The sequence below is a fragment of the Mesorhizobium sangaii genome (assembly GCF_014207355.1).
Classification (GTDB): Bacteria; Pseudomonadota; Alphaproteobacteria; order Rhizobiales; family Rhizobiaceae; genus Mesorhizobium; species Mesorhizobium sangaii.
The window spans coordinates 34,278-52,988 of record NZ_JACHEF010000011.1; the positions used below are offsets into that span (position 1 = coordinate 34,278).

General features: G+C 59.7%; 12 protein-coding genes and 4 pseudogenes. 9 read left to right on the top strand and 7 right to left on the bottom strand.

Features of this window, described 5'->3' with window-relative positions; all coding sequences use genetic code 11:
- Window position 1: 1 nt before the first annotated feature.
- The 5 genes and pseudogenes from HNQ71_RS32225 to HNQ71_RS35185 form a co-directional block, all read right to left on the bottom strand.
- Window positions 2-1,308 (bottom strand): annotated as a pseudogene (locus tag HNQ71_RS32225) (O-acetylhomoserine aminocarboxypropyltransferase/cysteine synthase family protein).
- 78 nt (window positions 1,309-1,386) lie between these two features.
- On the bottom strand, window positions 1,387-2,472 hold the full coding sequence (locus tag HNQ71_RS32230; RefSeq protein ID WP_184878120.1) for a fatty acid desaturase family protein: 1,086 nt from the start codon (window positions 2,470-2,472) through the stop codon (window positions 1,387-1,389).
- The gene (locus HNQ71_RS35955) at window positions 2,384-3,664 is read right to left on the bottom strand and encodes a histidine decarboxylase (RefSeq protein ID WP_210334133.1); all 1,281 of its coding nucleotides are present in this window, start codon (window positions 3,662-3,664) and stop codon (window positions 2,384-2,386) included. The genes HNQ71_RS32230 and HNQ71_RS35955 overlap by 89 nt, the downstream gene beginning before the upstream one ends.
- 843 nt (window positions 3,665-4,507) lie before the next feature.
- Window positions 4,508-5,728 carry an MFS transporter gene (locus HNQ71_RS32240; RefSeq protein WP_184878122.1) on the bottom strand — a complete coding sequence of 407 codons (1,221 nt, stop codon included), beginning with the start codon at window positions 5,726-5,728 and terminating at the stop codon, window positions 4,508-4,510.
- A 57-nt stretch (window positions 5,729-5,785) separates the two neighbouring features.
- Window positions 5,786-5,922, bottom strand: a pseudogene (locus tag HNQ71_RS35185) (RNA polymerase factor sigma-54); the annotation flags it as partial.
- Window positions 5,923-6,624: 702 nt separating this feature from the next.
- Here HNQ71_RS35185 and HNQ71_RS32250 point away from each other — a divergent pair.
- The 7 genes and pseudogenes from HNQ71_RS32250 (at window position 6,625) to HNQ71_RS32275 (ending at window position 13,211) form a co-directional block, all read left to right on the top strand.
- On the top strand, window positions 6,625-7,842 hold the full coding sequence (locus tag HNQ71_RS32250; protein WP_184878124.1) for a cytochrome P450: 1,218 nt from the start codon (window positions 6,625-6,627) through the stop codon (window positions 7,840-7,842).
- 44 nt (window positions 7,843-7,886) lie between these two features.
- Entirely contained in the window at window positions 7,887-8,096 is a 210-nt protein-coding gene (locus tag HNQ71_RS32255) for a ferredoxin (RefSeq protein WP_184878126.1), read from the top strand.
- A 210-nt stretch (window positions 8,097-8,306) separates the two neighbouring features.
- Window positions 8,307-8,897: a nuclear transport factor 2 family protein gene (locus HNQ71_RS32260; RefSeq protein WP_184878127.1), complete on the top strand. Its 591-nt coding sequence runs from the start codon at window positions 8,307-8,309 to the stop codon at window positions 8,895-8,897.
- Window positions 8,894-10,603, top strand: a complete 1,710-nt coding sequence (locus HNQ71_RS32265; RefSeq protein ID WP_184878129.1) for an SDR family oxidoreductase — start codon at window positions 8,894-8,896, stop codon at window positions 10,601-10,603. The genes HNQ71_RS32260 and HNQ71_RS32265 overlap by 4 nt, the downstream gene beginning before the upstream one ends.
- 318 nt (window positions 10,604-10,921) lie before the next feature.
- Window positions 10,922-11,974: an LLM class flavin-dependent oxidoreductase gene (locus tag HNQ71_RS32270; RefSeq protein ID WP_184878131.1), complete on the top strand. Its 1,053-nt coding sequence runs from the start codon at window positions 10,922-10,924 to the stop codon at window positions 11,972-11,974.
- A gap of 295 nt (window positions 11,975-12,269) precedes the next feature.
- Window positions 12,270-12,568 (top strand): annotated as a pseudogene (gene fdxB, locus HNQ71_RS34665) (ferredoxin III, nif-specific); the annotation flags it as partial.
- Window positions 12,569-12,590: 22 nt separating this feature from the next.
- Window positions 12,591-13,211, top strand: coding sequence for a nitrogen fixation protein NifQ (locus tag HNQ71_RS32275; RefSeq protein WP_184878133.1), 621 nt, complete (start codon window positions 12,591-12,593; stop codon window positions 13,209-13,211).
- A gap of 21 nt (window positions 13,212-13,232) precedes the next feature.
- On the opposite strand, the gene rpoN is transcribed toward HNQ71_RS32275, so the two are convergent.
- Window positions 13,233-14,696, bottom strand: coding sequence for an RNA polymerase factor sigma-54 (gene rpoN, locus HNQ71_RS32280; protein WP_184878135.1), 1,464 nt, complete (start codon window positions 14,694-14,696; stop codon window positions 13,233-13,235).
- Window positions 14,697-14,769: 73 nt separating this feature from the next.
- Window positions 14,770-15,303, bottom strand: coding sequence for a peroxiredoxin (locus HNQ71_RS32285; protein ID WP_184878137.1), 534 nt, complete (start codon window positions 15,301-15,303; stop codon window positions 14,770-14,772).
- Between the two features lie 1,629 nt (window positions 15,304-16,932).
- On the opposite strand from HNQ71_RS32285, the gene HNQ71_RS35190 reads away from it, so the two are divergent.
- Entirely contained in the window at window positions 16,933-17,241 is a 309-nt protein-coding gene (locus HNQ71_RS35190) for a hypothetical protein (protein ID WP_246462269.1), read from the top strand.
- Window positions 17,242-17,337: 96 nt separating this feature from the next.
- Window positions 17,338-17,540 (top strand): annotated as a pseudogene (locus HNQ71_RS35195) (cytochrome C peroxidase); the annotation flags it as partial.
- Window positions 17,541-18,711: the final 1,171 nt, after the last annotated feature.

Sequence of the window (18,711 nt, forward strand, 5' to 3'; positions counted from 1 at the left end):
ATCAGGCCCCCCCAAGGGCTTGCCCGATATCGGCTATGATATCATCAATATGCTCCAGTCCCACGGAGATGCGGATTGTGCCATCACGAACCCGGCAGCAAGGCGCGCCTCGCGGTGAACTGAAGCATGAGTCGTCGAGGCTGGATGCGTGGCGAGTGTTCTAGCGTCGCCAATATTTGAGACGTGGTAGGCCAGTCGCAAGCGCTCGATAAAGCGGCCACCGGCCTCGATACCTCCAGCGATCTCGAACATGATCATGGGGCCGCCATGATCGCCCATGTTCTGCACGGCGCGTTGCCGTTCGACGGTTCCGCCAAAAACCGGATAGGTCACGTCGACTACACCAGGCTGCGCCTTGAGATAGTCGGCGAGCTGCCGGGCATTGGAGCAATGTCGTGGCATTCGCAAAGGGAGCGTCTCCAAGCCTTGGATGCAGAGAAAAGATGCAAACGGGGACGGGCAGGGTCCAAAGTCACGCATGAGCGTGTTGCGCATCTTGAGCAGAAACGGGCTGGCCCCATACGGGCCGGGCAAATCGCGCGCAGCATCCAGCCAGAGTATGTTGCCATGGGAGATATCAGGACGCGTCATCAACGGAAAGCGCTCGGGATAAGCAGCCCAGTCGAAGGTGCCGCCGTCGACGATAATGCCGCCAATCGTGGTGCCGTGGCCGCAAATATATTTGGAGGTGGACTGCACGGTTACATGCGCGCCAAGCGTAAGAGGGCGTGAAATGAGGGGGGTCAGCGTGTTGTCGATGATCAGCGGAATTCCGACTTCATGCGCGATCGCCCCCACTTCGACGATCGGGAAGGGGCTGAGCTTCGGATTGGGAAGCCCTTCCGCAAACCAACAGCGCGTGCGATGGTCCGAGGCTTCGCGGAAGCGCTCGGGATCGCTCGGATCGACGAAGCGCGTTTCGATCCCAAGCCGCTGAAACGTGCTGGAGAGCAGATTGATTGTCCCGCCATACAGGTGCGCGGAGCTCACGATATTGTCCCCGCAAACGGCGATGTTCAGGATCGCAAGCATAATCGCGGCCTGTCCTGAGGACGTTGCCAAGGCGGCTATGCCACCCTCCAGAGCCGCGACACGTTGCTCGAATATATCCGTCGTCGGGTTCATCAACCGCGAATAGGTGCGTCCCTCGCGGCGTAGATCGAAGACGTCCGATGCGTGATCAATGGATTCGAACGCATAGGCGTTCGAGAGATAGATCGGAACGGTCGTCGCCAATGTCGCCGGATCACAGCGATAGCCCCCATGCAGGACTGTCGTCTCGGCATGAAGGGCCGGCGTCGGATCCAATCGTGTTGCAGGGCCATTTTTCTGGAGTTTGGTCAACTTCGAGTTCTCCGGAGATACATTGTTCTCGATGGGTAGCGTTCAGGCCCGCAATCCCGCGCTTGCGACGAAGCGCTTCCGGTTCTGGTCGCGGATCAGCTTCAGGATCGAAGGCTCGCCATTTGGGCCAGACTGGAAGATACCGCCCGTTTCGGAACAGTGCGCCGCATAGACGGGGTCCCTCATGCGGATGGAATGTGCTTCGGGCAAGCGCCAGAGCGGGGTCGCTGGATCGAGATGATGATCGAGATGATAGTTGTCGCCGTTGATCGCGGTCAGCCACTTCTCGATATGACGGCTGCGGCGATTCCGGGTCATTTCCAGGTCCACGGTTCGGCTGTCAATGGAGCTGCAATGCTCAGACATCTCGATGACCCAGCCGATGATATGAAACGCGGTGAGGTAGGGGACAACCCAGAGAAGGACCAATTCCTGGAAGCAGCCGTAGGCCAGAGCGAGCGTTACGACACAAGCCCAGAACGCGTAAAAGCCCCAGCAATCGAACAGGTAACGCCACGTCTCTTCGCGCTTCACCCGCGTTGAACTCTCCTTGCGAGAGAGGGTGTCTAGGATCATTTGGTATCTGTTGCGGAGCAGGTACTTCAGATAGGCGTAGGTTTTCGATCCAAGCAGGGGCAAGATGATGATCTTCCAAACAAAGGAGCGATCCGTTTGGGGTGTGAAGACACCTTCCGCGATGAAAAACCCCAGGTCAGGGTCGGCATCGGCTCTCCCCAGGTAGGGGTGATGGCTGTGGACGTGGGACTCCTTGTAGGCGAAGTGGCGTTGAAACAGGGGCCAAGCCGTCAGCAGCGTGCCGAGCAAGAAGTTCAGCACACGATTTTTTGTCAGCACGCCGTGCGCACAGTCGTGCAAAATGGTCGAGATGCCTCGCTGACGCGCTCCGATGACTATCACAGTCAGGGGATAGAACCACCAGCTTACTCCAATGACCAGCCACGCGACGGCGGCGATCACCGCATAGTCCTTCATGATGTAAAGAGGGCCATGCCAATTGTCAGTCTCAAGTGCCTTGATCTCATGAGTGATGGATCGATCGAAGCGGTAGTGAATGTAGCGCTTTGGTGCTTCGATGCCGTGATACTGGGTCTGTACATGAGCGTTCATGAAAACACCTTTTGCCGAGAATTGCAGGGCCACTCGGCGATAAAGTCGCCGACGAAGCGGTCAATGAGACAGCTTTGACGTTTGGCATGACAATCGCATGGGCGCAGTTGCCATGACATGCGAGCTGGTATTCGTTAACGAGTCTCTCGGACGGTTTCGGAAACACAACCGTCAAGGAGCACGGATTGAGCAATACCGGCACACTCGCTGAGCGTAGTGCTCCCGCAAAGCCATCCGCACGCTCGATGCAGGTTCGGGCAAAATGACGGAAACCGGCGACACCGAGGCGCGTCAGCCGGTTCCATATCGCGAGAACGGCGTGGCCGTTTCGCGATCCCATCAAGGTAGTATCATGCGAGCGCAAGTAGCTCACGGTGGAGGCCACTCGACGGACATGTTCGCGTCGGACTACGAGTACGCCGCAGGGCATCGGCGTGCCGATCATCTTGTGGCCCGAGGTTGATATACTATCGATCCCGTGCCGGAAGGAGGGACGGATACCACTCGGTAAGCCATCGACGAAGGGAAGGACCATTGCATTCAGGGCACCATCGACGTGGACGAAGCGCCGACTCGGATCGATCCCGACTTGGTCCAGAACGCTGATGCAGGAGGCGATATCATCGTGCGCCCCTTTCATGGTCGTTCCACAGGTCAATGCGAGAATGACGCAGCGATGGCGATTTGCCTGGATGACTTCGCGCAGAGCATCTGGACAGATGGCGCCGGTATGGTCGGCCTCGCACGTCAAAGCCTCGATCCGGAGGATTTTCGCCGCCTTTGGGACCGAATAATGCGCCTCTTTGGAGTGTACCAGAACCGGATTACCAAGAGTCTCTCGCGCAAGATATATGGCCCACAGATTGCCCTCAGTACCGCTTGCGCCTACGGCTCCCCAGTATTCTTCTGGATCGCCACATTCCCAGGCCCGCATGATCCAGTCGACCACCTCGCGCTCTACGCAAGAGACCTCAGTCCCATAGTGCGATCCGACATATGGATCCCCCAAGTTATTAATTAGAAACTCGCCGAACTGAGAGATTGGTTCGGCGTCAAAGTCGAGATTATACGGATATCCTAGGTGTTTTTTGCGCCTATCAACGAACTTATTTCGGAGTCTATCTAGAGTCGCATCGATGATGACGTCGGGTTTACTCAGGCGAGTGTCCAATATATCGCACGTAAGCTTCACGCATATGCTCCGCTATAGCCGCCCAGGGAACCGGCAGGCAAGCGTGACTCAAGACCCGCTCCAATCAGCCCGCCGGCACCCCGCGTCCGGCACGGGCGTCACTCATCCGGTGGGCCAGGCGACGAATTGTCACCACGACGAGAATATCGGTTCGGCAACTCCTGACGCCTCGCGACAAGGAAGCCTCAAAAATCATGCCCACATCGCAGAAAGAGCCTAAAAAAGAGCATTCTCCATATTATTCAATGGCTTAACAAGGTGCAGGAGGCCGAACGGTCCCGTGTCGAGGACTCGACAAAGCAACCGTAAATGTCGGTTATCAGACGTTGTCCTGGGAATGCTGGACAGGTGCTTACTAACGGCGGCGCGCCGAGGCATCGGTTCCGAGCAGCCGTTGCGCCCACGGTCTTCCAGCCGGTCAAGGGGCGGTTCAGACCCCACCTTGATCGTGCACAGCACCCCGTCCATTTCGACAATTGCGGCGGCACCATCGGCAAGCGCGAACGCTATTGGTTCGCCGACGCCAAGGCGCATCGTCAACGTCGAGCAACCGGAACGAACGATCTGGAACGTGTTCGAGGAGGGGCCCGGCAAGCTGGTTGAATACCGCGGTTCCTTCGACGGGTCCCTATGGTGCCGGCCTCGGTCTGAAGGTCGGCCCCGGCGCTGGTCATGCCGGATCGGAACTACGTGGAAGAGCAGTAGCCGCGATCCAGGCGCTATACGATTTGGCGAGCCGAAGCCTGCAACCGCCAAAGTAATCGTGCGCAGGATCGCGCCGCGCGGCTGATGCGATTGCATCTCTCGCCGCGCTGCGCTGAGGGCCCTCTTCTGTCAGGCAGTCTAGGTTTCGCGCTGCTTCGGGCCGAGCAGGAACACTGTCAGGGCGGCGAGGAACATGGCAACCGCGCTGTAGGCAAAGACACTGGCAACGCCGGCATTATCCACCAGTAGTCCGCCGAAAATCGCGCCGGCTGCGATGGCCACTTGGAACGTTGCCGCCATCAGCACACCGGCGCTTTCGGCCTGTTTGGAAGCGGCGCGCAGCACCGTCCACGTCTGTAACCCCACCGGCGCCGCGCCGAAGGCAAAGCCCCATACGGCAACCGCAATCGCCGAGGCCAAGGCCGATGCTCCCACCGTCAGCAGCGAGACAGCGGCTATCGCTATGACCAGGGGCGGCAGGGCCGCGACTGCCTTGAGGCTGTGCTCGGCCAGGAATGCGCCGGCCAAATTGCCGAAGAAGCCGCCGATGCCAGAAGCGAGCAACACCAGCGAGATCGTCTCGATATCGAGCGCGGGAACCTTCTCGAGAAACGCACGGATGTAGGTGAAGCTGGCGAAGTGCCCAGAAGCGACCAGCAGGACGACCAAATACGCGACCCTGATCGTCGGATTCTTGGCCACATCCAGCAGACTGCGGAATGTAGCCACTTCAACCGGAGGCAGCGTCGGAATGGTTATGAGTTGAACCAGAAGTGTAACGGCATTAACAACGGTGGCGATCATGAAGGCGGCTCGCCATCCCCAGATCTCGCCGACATAGACGCCGATTGGAGCCGCGCAAACGGTAGCGACGGAAACGCCGGTAAGGATGATCGACATGGCGCGCGGCAGGAGGTGACTTGGAACGAGCCGCATCGCCAGCGCTGCCGAAATCGACCAGAAGCCTCCGAGCGCTATGCCGAGCACGACGCGTGCCGTCAGGAAAACCGGCAGCGACCAGGCTACCTCCGCCAGAACGTTGGACAGGATCTGCAGCAGCGTCATCGCCCACAGGACGATATTGCGATCCAGACGCCTTGTAATGATGGCCATCGTCGGCGCCGAGATCGCCCCGGCGATTGCGGTCGCTGTCAGCGCCTGTCCGGCCGCCCCCTTGGTGATGCCGAGATCATGCGCGAGTGGCGTCAGCACGCTGGCAGGCAGAAACTCTGCCGTCACCAGCCCGAAGGTGCCCAAGGCAAGCGAAATAACCGCGCCCCAAGCGGGACTAGACCGTTGATCGGGCTTTTCTGGGTCGTGCAGAACAACGTCCGTGAGGCCTGTCGCCGATTCGTTCATGAATAAGCTCTTCAGTTTGAATGCGCTGCAACATGGGGTTGGCTGCGTCGACCCGCATTAAAGCCAGAAGCGCCGCGTTTCCCGGCGGCGTTGCACGGAAGAGGGGATGCTCATCGCTTCGCGACATGTTGTGACTATGCGGCGCGCAATATCGATGCCGTTTGCTTGAGCCGGACGATGCTGTCATCGTCGGAGGAGGAGACGATGTCCAGACGTTCCGCGGGAATGGGCACGGTCTCCTTGGCCGGTTGTATTGAGCTTCGTGTCTCAGCCATAGTTTGGAGCTCTTGGCGCTTTGATGGGCTCTAACGGTGAGCGCAAGCGCCATGCCGTTTCACTTAAAGGCACCCAATCGGCTACTTTTTTGCAGAGACCCTTTTGGCTTGAGCAGGAGTACCGTGTCTTCGCCGAGATCGAGCGCCCCGAACAATCCTCGGGCACCAGGACCGAGAAGTGTGCTGTCTGGTCGGGGCAATCAGCACTTTCGCACAGGCTCGGGAAACCATTCCGGACAGGCCGGCCGACGCATTGCCGCACAGTTGCTACTCCTCCCTGTCGAGGAAGGTCTTTGACATCTTCCAGCCCTTCAGCAAGCGCGCACCGCTCCGGACGCCGTGGGATCGAGTTCGGCTCGGGTCACGGCGTTTGCATGCCTCTGGTCCCTTTCATTTGCTCCTCCGTGGCGTCTATCCGCAAACCTTCTGTGTCCGAAGCTGAACAAGAATGTCCGCAAGCCCGACCAAAAGGCCGCCAAGGCCGGGCCACGGGTACCGGGCAAGGGTGCAACGCAAACGGTGCGCTCGGCACGCAACTTGCTCCGACAGTTTTGTCAGAGTGGCGTTCGCAGTGCTTCATGGAGCGAGCGCAAAGAACGCCTGACGTTCAGGAGAAAGCAAATGGCGGCCAACCCGGTTCCAGATCATGTCCCGCCCGAAATGGTGAGGGACTTCAGTCTGTTCACGTCGCCTGGCATGGCGCCGACGCCCAACGGGGATCCGCACGCAGCTGTCGCTTGCGTCCATGCCGGGCCGCCGATCTTTTATTCGCCCTGCAACACGCGCGATGGCCGGGGCACCTGGGTCATCACTCGCGCCACAGACCAGCGCCGGGTGCTGCAGGACGCCGAAAGCTTTTCCAGCCATCGCAGCATCTTCGCATCCGCGCTGGGCGAAAAATGGCCGATGATCCCGCTTGAACTCGATCCGCCGGCCCATGGCGTCTTTCGCTCACTACTCAATCCGCTGCTTTCGCCAAAGCGGGTAACGGAACTGGAACCGGCGATCCGCGAGCGAGCGATCATGCTGATCAAGAGGATCGCCGCCTCGGGCACAAGCTGTGACGTGATGAAGGATTTCGCCTTTCCTTTCGCGGTCAACATCTTCCTTCGTTTTCTAGGGCTGCCGGACCACCGACTCGATACATTTGTCGGCTGGGCGAAAGATTTGCTCCACGGCGATGATGTGAGACGGCCGGCGGCGGCGCGGACGATTGTGGCGTTCATTGACGAACTTGCAGCCATGCGCTGCAAGGAGCCCGTCGACGATTTCATGACCTTCATCGTGCAGACACAGGTCGAGGGCCGCCAGCTCACGGACGAGGAAGTCCGTGGCATCGGCGTGCTTATCTTCGTCGCGGGGCTCGACACGGTCGCAGCAGCTATAGGTTTTGACTTGGCCTATCTTGCGCGCAACCTCAAAGATCAGGAACTGCTGCGGAGCGAGCCGGACCGGATCGCGCTCGCAGCCGAAGAATTACTGCGCGCCTATCCGACCGTGCAGATCACCCGCGTGGCGACGAAAGATATCGACTTCGAAGGCGCGCCGATCCGTAAGGGGGACTATGTTTCCTGCGCCACAATGATTGCAAACCGTGACCCGGCGGAATTCGAATCCCCCAACACGGTCGATCTGGCGCGAGAGGGCAACCGCCACGCCGCCTTTGGCTATGGTCCCCACCGTTGCCTTGGCTCACACCTTGCCCGGCGGGAGATTGTCATTGGCTTGGAGGAGTGGCTGGCGCGCATACCGGCGTTCCGGATCAAGAAGGGTACAGCACCTATCAACTATGGTGGCCATGTGTTCGGGATCGAAAATCTGATCCTGGACTGGTCCTGAGTAAGCCCCGAGCCGACCGAAGGCACAGACAATGGAGGTAGACTATGCGCATCATCGTCCAGAAAGCCAAATGCCAGGGGCACGCGCGATGCTCGGCGCAAGCGCCGGACGTCTTCAAGCTTGATGACGAGGGCTACATCCTGCCCGGCGACATTGAGGTTGCCGAGGGAGAGCAACGGCTTGCGTCACGAGGCGCGCAATCCTGCCCCGAACGTGCGCTGGAACTCGACCGTACACCCGCTGCGCGGGGTTGAATCGGACGTCATTGAGCCGAGAATCTGGCGGGCTTGAATGGGGGATCGACCATGTAGCCGCACACTGGAAGAACGGCACGTGGCCTTTGCCCACCCGTCCTCGTCCAACTGCGCAAAGGCATCCCCGGCATCGAGCTGCTGCCATGATGCGCATCCGCCGGCGGGGTTCGCGAAGCATCTCTTCCAATCACCCAATTTGCGACAGAGACGATGGACCAGGCAAAAATTACCGAATTACTCGACCGTGAGGCGATCCGCGACTGCCTCTATCGGTATTGCCGCGGGGTAGACCGTGCGGACGAGGCGGCGCTGCGCAGCGCGTACTGGCCCGATGCGCATGACAATCATGGAGCCTATGGGGGCCCGGCAGAGGGCTTCATCCGGTTGGCGCTCGGTGTCTTTAAGACCGGACCGCGAAACATCCATCAGATCACGAACATCCTAATCGAATTCATCAGCTCGGCAGAGGCCGCGGTCGAGAGCTATTTCACCGCGCTGCAACGCGGACCGAACGAAGACGGAGAAGTACGCCAGACGCTCCTCTGCGGCCGCTACTGTGATCTGTTTCAGAAGAGGGAAGGGGAGTGGCGAGTTGCCGAACGGACGGTGGTCTACGATTGGTTAGAGGAGCAGATCCCACCTGCCGTCGTAGAGACGGAACGGTTCGGCCCGCGGCAGCCGATTGGAGCACCTCATCCGGATGATCCGGTCTATGCGCTCGGCAAGCGTCCTTCTCGCCATGATGCCTTCAGTGATTTCGAACGGGAGATCCGCATCGGCAGTGGCAACGACAGACTATGACAACTTTGCAATGCCACAGCCACCCGGCGAAAGCCTGCCCGGCGAAGATAAATCGCCTTTCTGCCCCGCGACGACGTGGCCGTGACAGTGATCAGCTCTGTCGTCACGAGACCGCCGGACGCATCGTCCTCATTACCGGCGCCGCGGGCGGGATCGGCCGTGCCCTAGTCGATATTGTTGCCAAGAATGGAGACACTGTTATTGCGGTGGACCTTCCGGGCAGCGGCGTCGTTGAACTGGCCCATGGTCTCGGCTACCCGCATCTCGGCCTCGAGTGCGATGTCTCCCGAGAGGAGGATATCCTCGCGCTTTATGGCCGGGTCGAAGCACAGTTCGCGCAGATCGGCGTCCTCATCAACAACGCGGCGATGGGACCCACCATGGCCGCAACTGTCGACACCTGTGTCGACGCCTTCCGACTTGGCTTGGCAGTAAACCTGATTGGGCCATTCGTCATGGCTCGCGAAGCGGCGAGGCTCTTCAGGCCGGGCGATGCTATCGTCAACATCGCTTCCATGGCGGGCATGGTCGGCAATCCCAAGCGCAATGCCTACGCAGCATCGAAAGCGGTCCTGATCTCATTGACGAAGTCGCTCGCATGCGAGTGGGCTTCTCGCGGCATCCGCGTGACGGCGGTAGCGCCGGGCTACATGCGCACGCCGATGGTCGCTGAACTGGAACGCGCGGGCAAAATGGATCTCGCCGCGGTGCGCCGCCGCGTGCCGATGGGGCGCTTGGCGCGCCCCGACGCGATCGCCCTCGCTGTGCGTTTTCTGGCCAGCACGCAGGCGCGCTATATCACCGGATCGGTGCTGGCGGTCGACGGCGGCTGCATGTCATTCAACCAGCCGGGGAATGCGCACCCGCCGGTGGATGGGACGCCCCGAGCCGAACTTTCCTGTCCGGTCGAACGCACCGACGCGCGAATCGTGCTCGTCACGGGTGGCGCGAACGGCATAGGCGCGGCCGTGGTTCGCCGCTTTGCCGCGAGCGGCGATACCGTCGTGATTGCTGACAGAGATGGCGCTGCAGCAGCAGAGCTCGCTGGATTGCTCGACGGCAAGAACCCGGCCAAATCCGTGGACGTGGCCGTCGAGAGCGAGGTTGTGGCGCTGTTCGAGGAGCTGCGGGGACGCTTCGGGCGCATCGATGTCCTCGTCAACGGTGCTGCTGTCGCCGAGACTTTGTTGTCGGGGATCGAACAAATACCGGAACAGATCGAACGCGTCATGGATGTCAATCTTACCGGCGCCTTCACCTGCGTGCGCGAGGCGATCAAGACAATGCGCCCTGGCGGCGTGATCCTCAACCTCGGATCGATCAACAGCTTTCTGCCGTTCGCGCCGCGCCATGCCTACGGCGCCTCGAAAGCGGGGATGGACATGCTGACCCGATGCATGGCGGCCGAACTCGGGCCGGTCGGCATTCGGACAGCCACCGTCGCTCACGGTTACATCCGCACGCCTGCACTTGCTCAGTTGGTGAAGGCCGACCGCATCGACCCAACAGCGATTGCACGTCGAAACCCGATGGGCATGATGGGACGGCCGGAAGACGTCGCAGACGCGGCGTTTTTCCTCGCTTCGCCTGACGCCTCATACATCAACGGCTGGATCCTCTATGTGGACGGCGGCTGGACCTCGTTCGGCGATGCGGGAAACGCCAGCGAATTCTATGACGAATATTTTGCGGAGGACGCGGGTTGATTATCGGCCATTCGCCATTCGCCAAGCAACGGGCTGCGGCTCGTCGAAGCCGACGACATCCAAGGCTTCAAGCTCCGCCCGCGCTGCGCCCGCAGCGCTGTCTGCGATCGAAGATGTTCGGCGGCGACGAACACGTCCGCATCGCGGTCGAAGCAGTTCCAACCGCTCGCGGGCGCGCGTGCAACCGCAGAATGCGAGCGGTCTGCCGCAAGACGATGCCGCCGCCATGCATCGGATCCACACTGCGGCCAAAGCCTTCTGTGCGCATGCCGATCGCATCCCCTGATCTACCAATTCCCTCTGGAGACATGAAAGACCATGGAATTCGCAACCTTCATCCTGGCCGCCCAGCGCGGCTATCATCAATCCTCCGACAGCGTCATCCGCAACTCAATCGAACAAGCCGTTCTTTCGGAGCAGGCTGGCTTCAACACCGCCTGGTTCGCAGAGCACCACTTCAACAATTACAGCCTTGTTCCGTCGCCCTTGATGATGGTGGCGCACTGCGCCGGCCTGACAAGCACCATTCGCCTCGGCACTGCCGTCTGCGTGCTGCCGCTCTATCACCCGCAGCGCCTGCTTTCCGAGATCGGCTTCGCCGACGTCGTTGCGAACGGCCGTCTCGAGCTCGGAGTTGGCGTGGGATACCAGCAATTCGAGTTCGAACGCTTCGGCGTCAACATCGATGAGGCGCCGGCCATCTTTTCGGAATATATGGACATCCTTCTGAAGGGCCTAAACCAAAACATCTTCGAGCACGATGGCCAGTATGAGAAGATACCCCCGACGGCGATTTCGGTTCCCACCGTCCAGAAGCCGACCCCGCCGATCTGGATCGCCGGCGGGCCCCCGCGCATGATCCGGGCCTATCGCGAGGGACACAATTTCTTTGTCACAGCACTCCACAACGGCTTAGAGACTTTGAGTACGCTGCGCGAATCGATCGAGGAGGCGGCGGCTTCCGAAGGTAAGAATGTCACGGACGCCAAGATATCGCTGCTGCGTTGCTGCTATGCCAGCGACGACCAGGTAGAGATAAACAGCTATCTCGACAATGCCCGCTTCCAGCGCCGGCTGTCTGAAGCACTGCATCAGCGCCGCCAGCAGAGCCTGGACGGCTATTTGCTGCAGGAAACGCCGACGCAGCAGGATCTGTCATTGGAGACTATGCGCGAGAACCTGCCGATCGGCAGCGTGAATCGCGTGATTGATCGCCTACTGGAAGAGATGGATATCCTGAAACCGGACCAGATCGCAATTCAGACCCAATTGGGGGATTTCGACCAAAAGACAATGCTGCGCCAGATCGAGCTTTGGGGAGACAAGATCATCCCGGCGGTCAACAAGTCCCACCCTCAGGCGAGGGTTTGAAATCCGCAACGGCTTGAGCTTCCACCTCATCTGCTTGTCGTCTCGAAAGGCAGAAGCGCGCGGACAAGGTAGGACGGAATCTCCAGGTCGCTTGTGGCGATGGGGTTGGGGTAACCAATGTCGAAGATCAGTCAAACCAGTGCCTTGCCAGGCTATCCATCGCTGTGGCTCCGGTCTGCGGCCCGGAAGCGGCGTCGCCATGCCGCTCGCATAGCGAGGATGCAGCTTCCGCATGCCCGCGGTACCCCGGGCGCTCAGCAGCTGCATGAAAGCTCCATGCATTGGGGAACTCCCGATGAGCGCTTTCGTCACCCGCGACGGCTCCAGATGGATGCCGCGATATATCTGACCACTCTCGACGGCACGACCTGCATCGGCTTTGGCCGCTGCTTCAAGGTCTGCTCGCGCGCGCGGTGCACCTCCATAGCGTCGATCAGCGAGTGAATCCTCGGCGCCGGCGAGGGCGAACACCTCGCCGCCGAGCTCAACCGCACGATCATGCTCGTCGACCAGGCCGGCCGCTGTATTGGCTGCGGAGCCCGCGTTTACCCAAAGAACTGCCAGACGCATCTTGCGGCCGACAAGGTCGCGGCAGACGACCAAGGAGAACGGCACCATGTTCGCTCATCACTATGGTTGGCTCTGCGCCCGCCAATGGCCGCGGATCGAGCTGGAGAGGGGGTTCGATCAGCATGTGCTTGCCTGTGTGCTTTCGTGTGCGCTCGAGGAGGTCGAGGCCGGCGAGGCGACGGCGACGGAGTCGACCGGCCTTTCGCGCGCAGAGCTGCGCGACGTGCTGACCCACAGTTTCCCCGCTACCGCGATAAACGCCTTCGCCTTGGACGAGCTATGCGACCCCAAGCCGGAAATGGAAGAAGAACTTCTGCACAGCCTGCTGCTGGCGCATGCCCGGCCGGGCGACCCGGTGAGCGCCTGCTTGGCTAAGATCGTCGCTCGGCGTGCCACGCGCAACAACCATCTCTGGCAGGATCTTGGCCTTCTCAATCGGGCCGAGCTCAGCCGCTTGCTTGCCACGCATTTTCCGACCTTGGCAGCCGGCAACACCCAAAACATGAAATGGAAGAAGTACTTCTACCGCAAGCTCTGCGAGGCCGAAGGTTTTTCGCTATGCACCGCGCCCAGTTGCCGGGAATGCAATGATGTCGAAAGCTGCTTCGGCCCCGAGGAAGGCGAAAGCCGCCTCGCACACATCAAGAACGGGATCGCTTTGGATTAAGCGCCGCTTTCGTCGGCGGTGCTAGGCCGCGGAGCCTTGATCGCCATCTAGCCATAAGCGCTTTTCCCGTCGCCGTTGCACAGAGGAGGGGATGTTCATCGCTTCGCGATATTTTGTGACGGTGCGGCGTGCAACATCGATGCCGGTTTCCTTGAGCCGGACAGCGATGTCATCGTCGGAAAGCACGTCAGCAAGCGATTCTCCGGCGATTATCGCTTTGATCCGATGACGCACAGCTTCGGCGGAGTGCGCGTCGCCGCCTTCGCAGGAGGCGATCGCGACAGTGAAAAAGTACTTCAGCTCGAACACACCGCGTGGGGTAAGCATGTACTTGTTGGATGTCACCCGGCTTACAGTCGACTCGTGCACGTTGATCGCGTCAGCGACGGTCCTGAGATTGAGAGGCTTCAGGTGGGAGACGCCATGTTCCAAAAAGGCCTCCTGCTGGCGCACGATTTCAGTCGCAACCTTAAGAATCGTGTTGGCGCGCTGATCGAGGCTGCGGATTAACCAGTTCGCGTTTTGCAAGCATTCGTTGAGAAATGCTTGATCTTTCGAATTTTGGACGGCCGCGCGCGAGACTTCGGCGAAGTAGGTATGGTTGATCAGCAGCTTGGGTAGCGTGTTCGGATCAAGCTCGATTTGCCACCCACCGCCGGGCGAGGGCATGACCCAGACATCGGGCATGACGCATTCTGGCCGTCCGGTGTGGAACTGATTTCCAGGCTTGGGGTCGAGAGCACGGATTTCATGCAACATGTCGAGAAGGTCTTCTTCATCGACGCCGCAATGCTGCTTCAACGCCTGAAAATCGCGTCGCGCAAGCATCTCAAGGTTGCCAACCAACGCTGCCATTGCCGGGTCGAACCGGTCTCGCTGGCGCAACTGGATCTCAAGGCATTCGCTGAGCGTTTGCGCAAAAAGTCCCGGTGGATCAAAGTGCTGCAAGATTCCGAGCACCCGTTCCACATCGTCTGCCCGGACGTTTAGGCTGCTGGCCAGTTCCACAAGGCTTACGTTAAGATAGCCAGTGTCTTCCAGGTGAGCGGCAAGCTGGCCAGCAATCAGCCTCTCCGGCGATGTGAATGCAGTGAGGGCGATCTGACGCGCGACGTGGTCGTGCAATGTTTCGGCGGAGACGGAAAAATTGTCGACTGCATTGCCCGCGCCCGGCGGGGCGTTGGCTGTGTTGCCGGTCGATTTCGATTGCATGAACCTTTCCGGGGCCTCGCCACTGGTCGGCTTGTCAAAGTCCTTTTCACGTACGCCGATGTCGGGATCCTCTCCCGGAATCGACCAATCATCTCCAGACGGCCCTTCCTCGCTTGGCGCCAGCTCCAAAAGCGGGTTCTTTGCGATTTCCTGCCCCACGTACTGATGCAGCTCGGTATGCGCCAGTTGCAGCAATCGGATCGACTCAATCAGTTGAGGCGACGCAATCATAGATTGCTTCTGACGCTGAAGCAGGCTTGCTGAGGATTGCATGGTGAGCGCGACTCCTGTCGAGCGTGGCTCTGGCGGTGGCCAATGGGATCTGCGAGGCTTTGACGCCGCTAGGTCATGCGCCAGCCCTGAGGGTTTCAAGAACGTTCTGCGGGGATGATACGCCATAAGGGTCGGCCTCGCAGTTGTCGGAGAAACCATCCTCCTCAAACCACTGCTCCACCACGCCATTGTTGATAAGGGCGGCGTAGCGCCAAGAGCGCATACCGAAGCCGAGATTGTCCTTGGCAACCAGCATGCCCATTTTGCGCGTAAACTCGCCTGATCCATCCGAGATGAGCCGTACCTTCTGCAGGCCCAAGGATTTCCCCCACGCATTCATGACGAAGGCATCGTTCACGGAAAGGCAGTAGATGGCGTCAATTCCCTCCTTCTCAAACTCGTCATAGAGGTCTTCGAATTTGGGCAGTTGGTAGGTCGAGCAGGTCGGCGTGAAGGCGCCAGGTAGCGAGAACAGGATGACGCGCTTGCCGGCAAAGTAGTCGTCGGATGTCTTTTCTTCCCAGCGATATGGATTAGGCCCCTGAACTGACTCATCGCGCACACGCGTGAGAAAGGTGACGAAGGGAACCCTTTTGTGGACGGTCATCAACTTGCTCCTTTAGAAGAAAACTTGTGCACGGCTTCTAGGCGTGCCGACAAATGTCGGCCTCGGCGCCCAAGGCACGAGATAAGGCCTTGCGGTTCCCGACCTGCTTTGATTCTCGTGGGATGGGAGCATCTTGGCTTCTGGTCTTCATCACCCGAACGATGTCGACATAGGTGATCTTGGTGGCATCGGGCGGCGCCGATAGCCTTTTGCGGCGATCGCCTGAAGGGGACATCGACGACCCGCTGCTCGTCATCGAGGAAACAGGCGTGGTGATTGGAAGGGTCAGTTTCGAAACAGGGCTGTGACGCGCCAACTGTTGCGTTGCGAGAGACCCCCGATTTCGGAGTACCGAAGGTGGTTGGCAGTGACGCGCCGACGTCAGCTTGGGCATCCCTTTTTGGGAGTTCTTTGACACTCACACATTGATCAGGACCGTCCAGCAATTGGGGGAGCGCCACGAATTGGCGCGTCGGTCCCAGAACAGCCATGCGCAAGACAGCTACCGAGCAAGGAGGTCTGGAAGGGATGATACCCCGATGTATAGCCGGAATGGGCATAGTTTCCTCAGGCGCTTGCATGCAGCTTCGCGTGTAGGCCATGGTTCGTTCGTGGCTTTCATATGTGCTTGATGCGTTCTAGGGACTACATCGCAAGCGCCATGCCATTTGACTTGAAGCAGGGGTTCACTGCTTCGCAGGTAACCGTTCGGCGCGAGCAGGAGCGGGGCGCGCCTTTAGTCGCTTACTCGCCCCTCAGCAAAAGGTACTGAGCTCGACCAGGTCACCGTATCAGCGTTCCCTGGATCGAAGTGGTATCGATCGGCTATGTGGTAAGCTCGGAAATACGCGAGAGCGCTCGCAAGCTAGGCAGTTTGCGATGGGCTTCCAATCACACCCTGAAGGTTGCACAACGGTCGCGTACTGTTGGGCGATGACAGCTTCCGCTCTGGCTCGATGTGGCCGCAGCGTTGGTCGGGGCAGGTCGCTCCGTTTGCGCGACTGAGGTGATGCTTCGCCGTGAGATATCTACAAGCAAACCATGTTGTGTCTGAGACTGGACGAGAATGTCGAAAGCCCGACGAAAGCGTGACCTGGGCCGGGCCGCGCGCACGGAGAAGTGGTGCAGCATCATCGGCGCCATGCCCGACACGCAACTTGCTTCGATAATTCTGCCTGTCGGCCGTGCGTCGCGGAGGGCCCAAGCAGCTTGAATTCGCGACCGATCTCATCCGCGCTCGTGGCGGGTGGGACTCCCGGCCCGATCACAAACCTGCTGCCCGTTGGTTTGACATAATTTCCTTCTGGCACGTTCGATGCAGGGGACATAGCACGCAGTTCGGTGCAGGATAATCTGCGGCCCGCAGCGGCAAATCGGGTTGAGCTGGCCCCTGCCAAGCGAGCTGACCGATGACGCGCTTGAGAACAAACTCTTCGCTCGCCATGGCGTCAAAGGGGCACGCGGCGTCGCACAGAGCCGAACTGGGCCCATCTTGCCGTCGAGCTCAAGAAGCCGGGCGTCACACTCCTCATTTTGTGGGAGGAGTATCGAGGAGGTCATCCCGACGGATATGGCTACAGCCCGTTCTGCGAGCTCTTTCGCAGCTTCGAACAGCGGCTTTCCCCGACGATGCGCCAGGAACACGCCGCCGGCGACAAGGTCTTCGTCGACTATTCCGGCAAGAAGATCCTGATCGTTGATCGAGACACCGGCGAGATCCGTGAGGCGGAGATCTTTGTGGCGGTATTGGGAGCGTCCAACTTCACATATGCCGAAGCTACCTGGACCCAGACACTGCATGATTGGATTGGTTCAGACGTCAGGATGTTTCGTTTCTTTGATTGGCGTTCCCCGCCTGATCGTCCCCGACAATCTGAAGTCGGGCGTCAGCCGCGCCAGCTTCTACGATCCCGAGATCAATCGTCAGCTACGGCATGATGGCATCCCATTATGCCGTCGGTGTTCTTCCGGCACGGCCGCGACGGTCGAGAACGGCGTGCGTTTCGCCCAGTCATGCTCTGGGGTGGCTGCGCATTCCATTCGGGCAAGGTTTGGGACCTGAGACAGGCCGTCACGATCGTGACGACCACCCAACTCGGCGAAGAATTGACGGAAGGAGACATCGACCTGCTGGTTGCTTTCCTTAAGTCGCTGACCGGAAAGGTAGCGGAGGTGCCCTATCCCATCTTACCGAAACGGCGACAACACCTCGACCTCGATCGCAGATCCCAGGACAAACGGCGCTGTTGGCACGGAAAGTCAATCGAGTGTCTGGGGGCATTGAGGCGACCAGCTCGTCTTCGGCGAATCCGGAGCAAGGTCGCCGAGCGCGCGAGAAGCAGTCACATCTTCCTAAGGGGCAAGACGCTTTTCTCGGTGCTTCGATGCAGATAGCGTCCTGGCAAGAGCGGGAGATGCAAATGTGAGGCGACGGTCACCGTCCATTGTAACCGGCGGCCAGCGAAGCGCATCCTATCTCCTCCTTCAGGTGTCCGATGTCTGACAAATGTCGGATACGCAACAAAGCAGAATTCGATTTATCCATTGTCCAAAACGCTTTTGGATCTGGCACGCTAAATGCGTGGTCATCCGCAAACGCGTCACGGGACAGCAGAAGCCATGATCCTCGCCAGAAAAAAATTCGCCTGGGGTCTCCCAAATCCAAAAGATGAGGCTCGAATAAGGGCTTCCAAACATAGACGGTGCTCAACCGGCTCAGCGCTGCCCGCCGACCCTCCGTCTCCCACGGCGCGAGCGGGCACGCAGCGGCTTCAAACTGAGGAGCAGTTCACTTCCGCGTCGAAACCTGCGCATCGACTTACCGCCGCACCCCGGAGCGATCACTGGCTGACTGTGCAGGGCAGCAATCCATCTGCGATCCGAAAGAAGCACTAGGGCAAGCGGCATGATCTTCAATCGTGAAGCACGCTATCTTGGCCACAACCCGTTGGGAGCATGGATGGTGATTGTTTGCTGACCTGATGACACTCGTGAACGTCAACAGCTCGCTACCACCGACGCCTTTCGGGCATCGATCGAGGGGCGCATGAGGCGCCTGCTAATCCGTTCCGTGTCTGGTCGCGCTTTCTATCGACGATCGCGGGGAGCTTCAATCACATCCAGAGCCTCGTTCGCGCCATGCTCGGACTTAACCGCGCCCCCCGAGCGGGCGCCGCTTGACAGGAACCGCCCCCGGAATGCGGCCAAAACAAACGCCCAAAAATCACAGATGCACTGGGAGCGTCGTTCGCGCCGGCCTTCTCTTCGGCCCCATCGCATTAGCCGTGAGCTTGCTGCTGCTACTACCTCTCTCGGAGAGGGACAATGATGCTCGCCCGGTACTTCACCGTCATCTTCATCTGCGCGCGGACGCGTTCGCGATCATGTTTTCCGTGTTTGTTGGCCCCT

What these genes read in the sequence shown, in the direction of transcription:
- rpoN (WP_184878135.1), bottom strand. Translation starts at nt 14,696, where the DNA reads ATGCAATCCTCAGCAAGCCTGCTTCAGCGTCAGAAGCAATCTATGATT.
- HNQ71_RS32250 (WP_184878124.1), top strand. Translation starts at nt 6,625, where the DNA reads ATGGCGGCCAACCCGGTTCCAGATCATGTCCCGCCCGAAATGGTGAGG.
- HNQ71_RS32285 (WP_184878137.1), bottom strand. Translation starts at nt 15,303, where the DNA reads ATGACCGTCCACAAAAGGGTTCCCTTCGTCACCTTTCTCACGCGTGTG.
- HNQ71_RS32270 (WP_184878131.1), top strand. Translation starts at nt 10,922, where the DNA reads ATGGAATTCGCAACCTTCATCCTGGCCGCCCAGCGCGGCTATCATCAA.
- HNQ71_RS35190 (WP_246462269.1), top strand. Translation starts at nt 16,933, where the DNA reads ATGCGCCAGGAACACGCCGCCGGCGACAAGGTCTTCGTCGACTATTCC.
- HNQ71_RS32230 (WP_184878120.1), bottom strand. Translation starts at nt 2,472, where the DNA reads ATGAACGCTCATGTACAGACCCAGTATCACGGCATCGAAGCACCAAAG.
- HNQ71_RS32260 (WP_184878127.1), top strand. Translation starts at nt 8,307, where the DNA reads ATGGACCAGGCAAAAATTACCGAATTACTCGACCGTGAGGCGATCCGC.
- HNQ71_RS32265 (WP_184878129.1), top strand. Translation starts at nt 8,894, where the DNA reads ATGACAACTTTGCAATGCCACAGCCACCCGGCGAAAGCCTGCCCGGCG.
- HNQ71_RS32240 (WP_184878122.1), bottom strand. Translation starts at nt 5,728, where the DNA reads ATGAACGAATCGGCGACAGGCCTCACGGACGTTGTTCTGCACGACCCA.
- HNQ71_RS32275 (WP_184878133.1), top strand. Translation starts at nt 12,591, where the DNA reads ATGTTCGCTCATCACTATGGTTGGCTCTGCGCCCGCCAATGGCCGCGG.
- HNQ71_RS32255 (WP_184878126.1), top strand. Translation starts at nt 7,887, where the DNA reads ATGCGCATCATCGTCCAGAAAGCCAAATGCCAGGGGCACGCGCGATGC.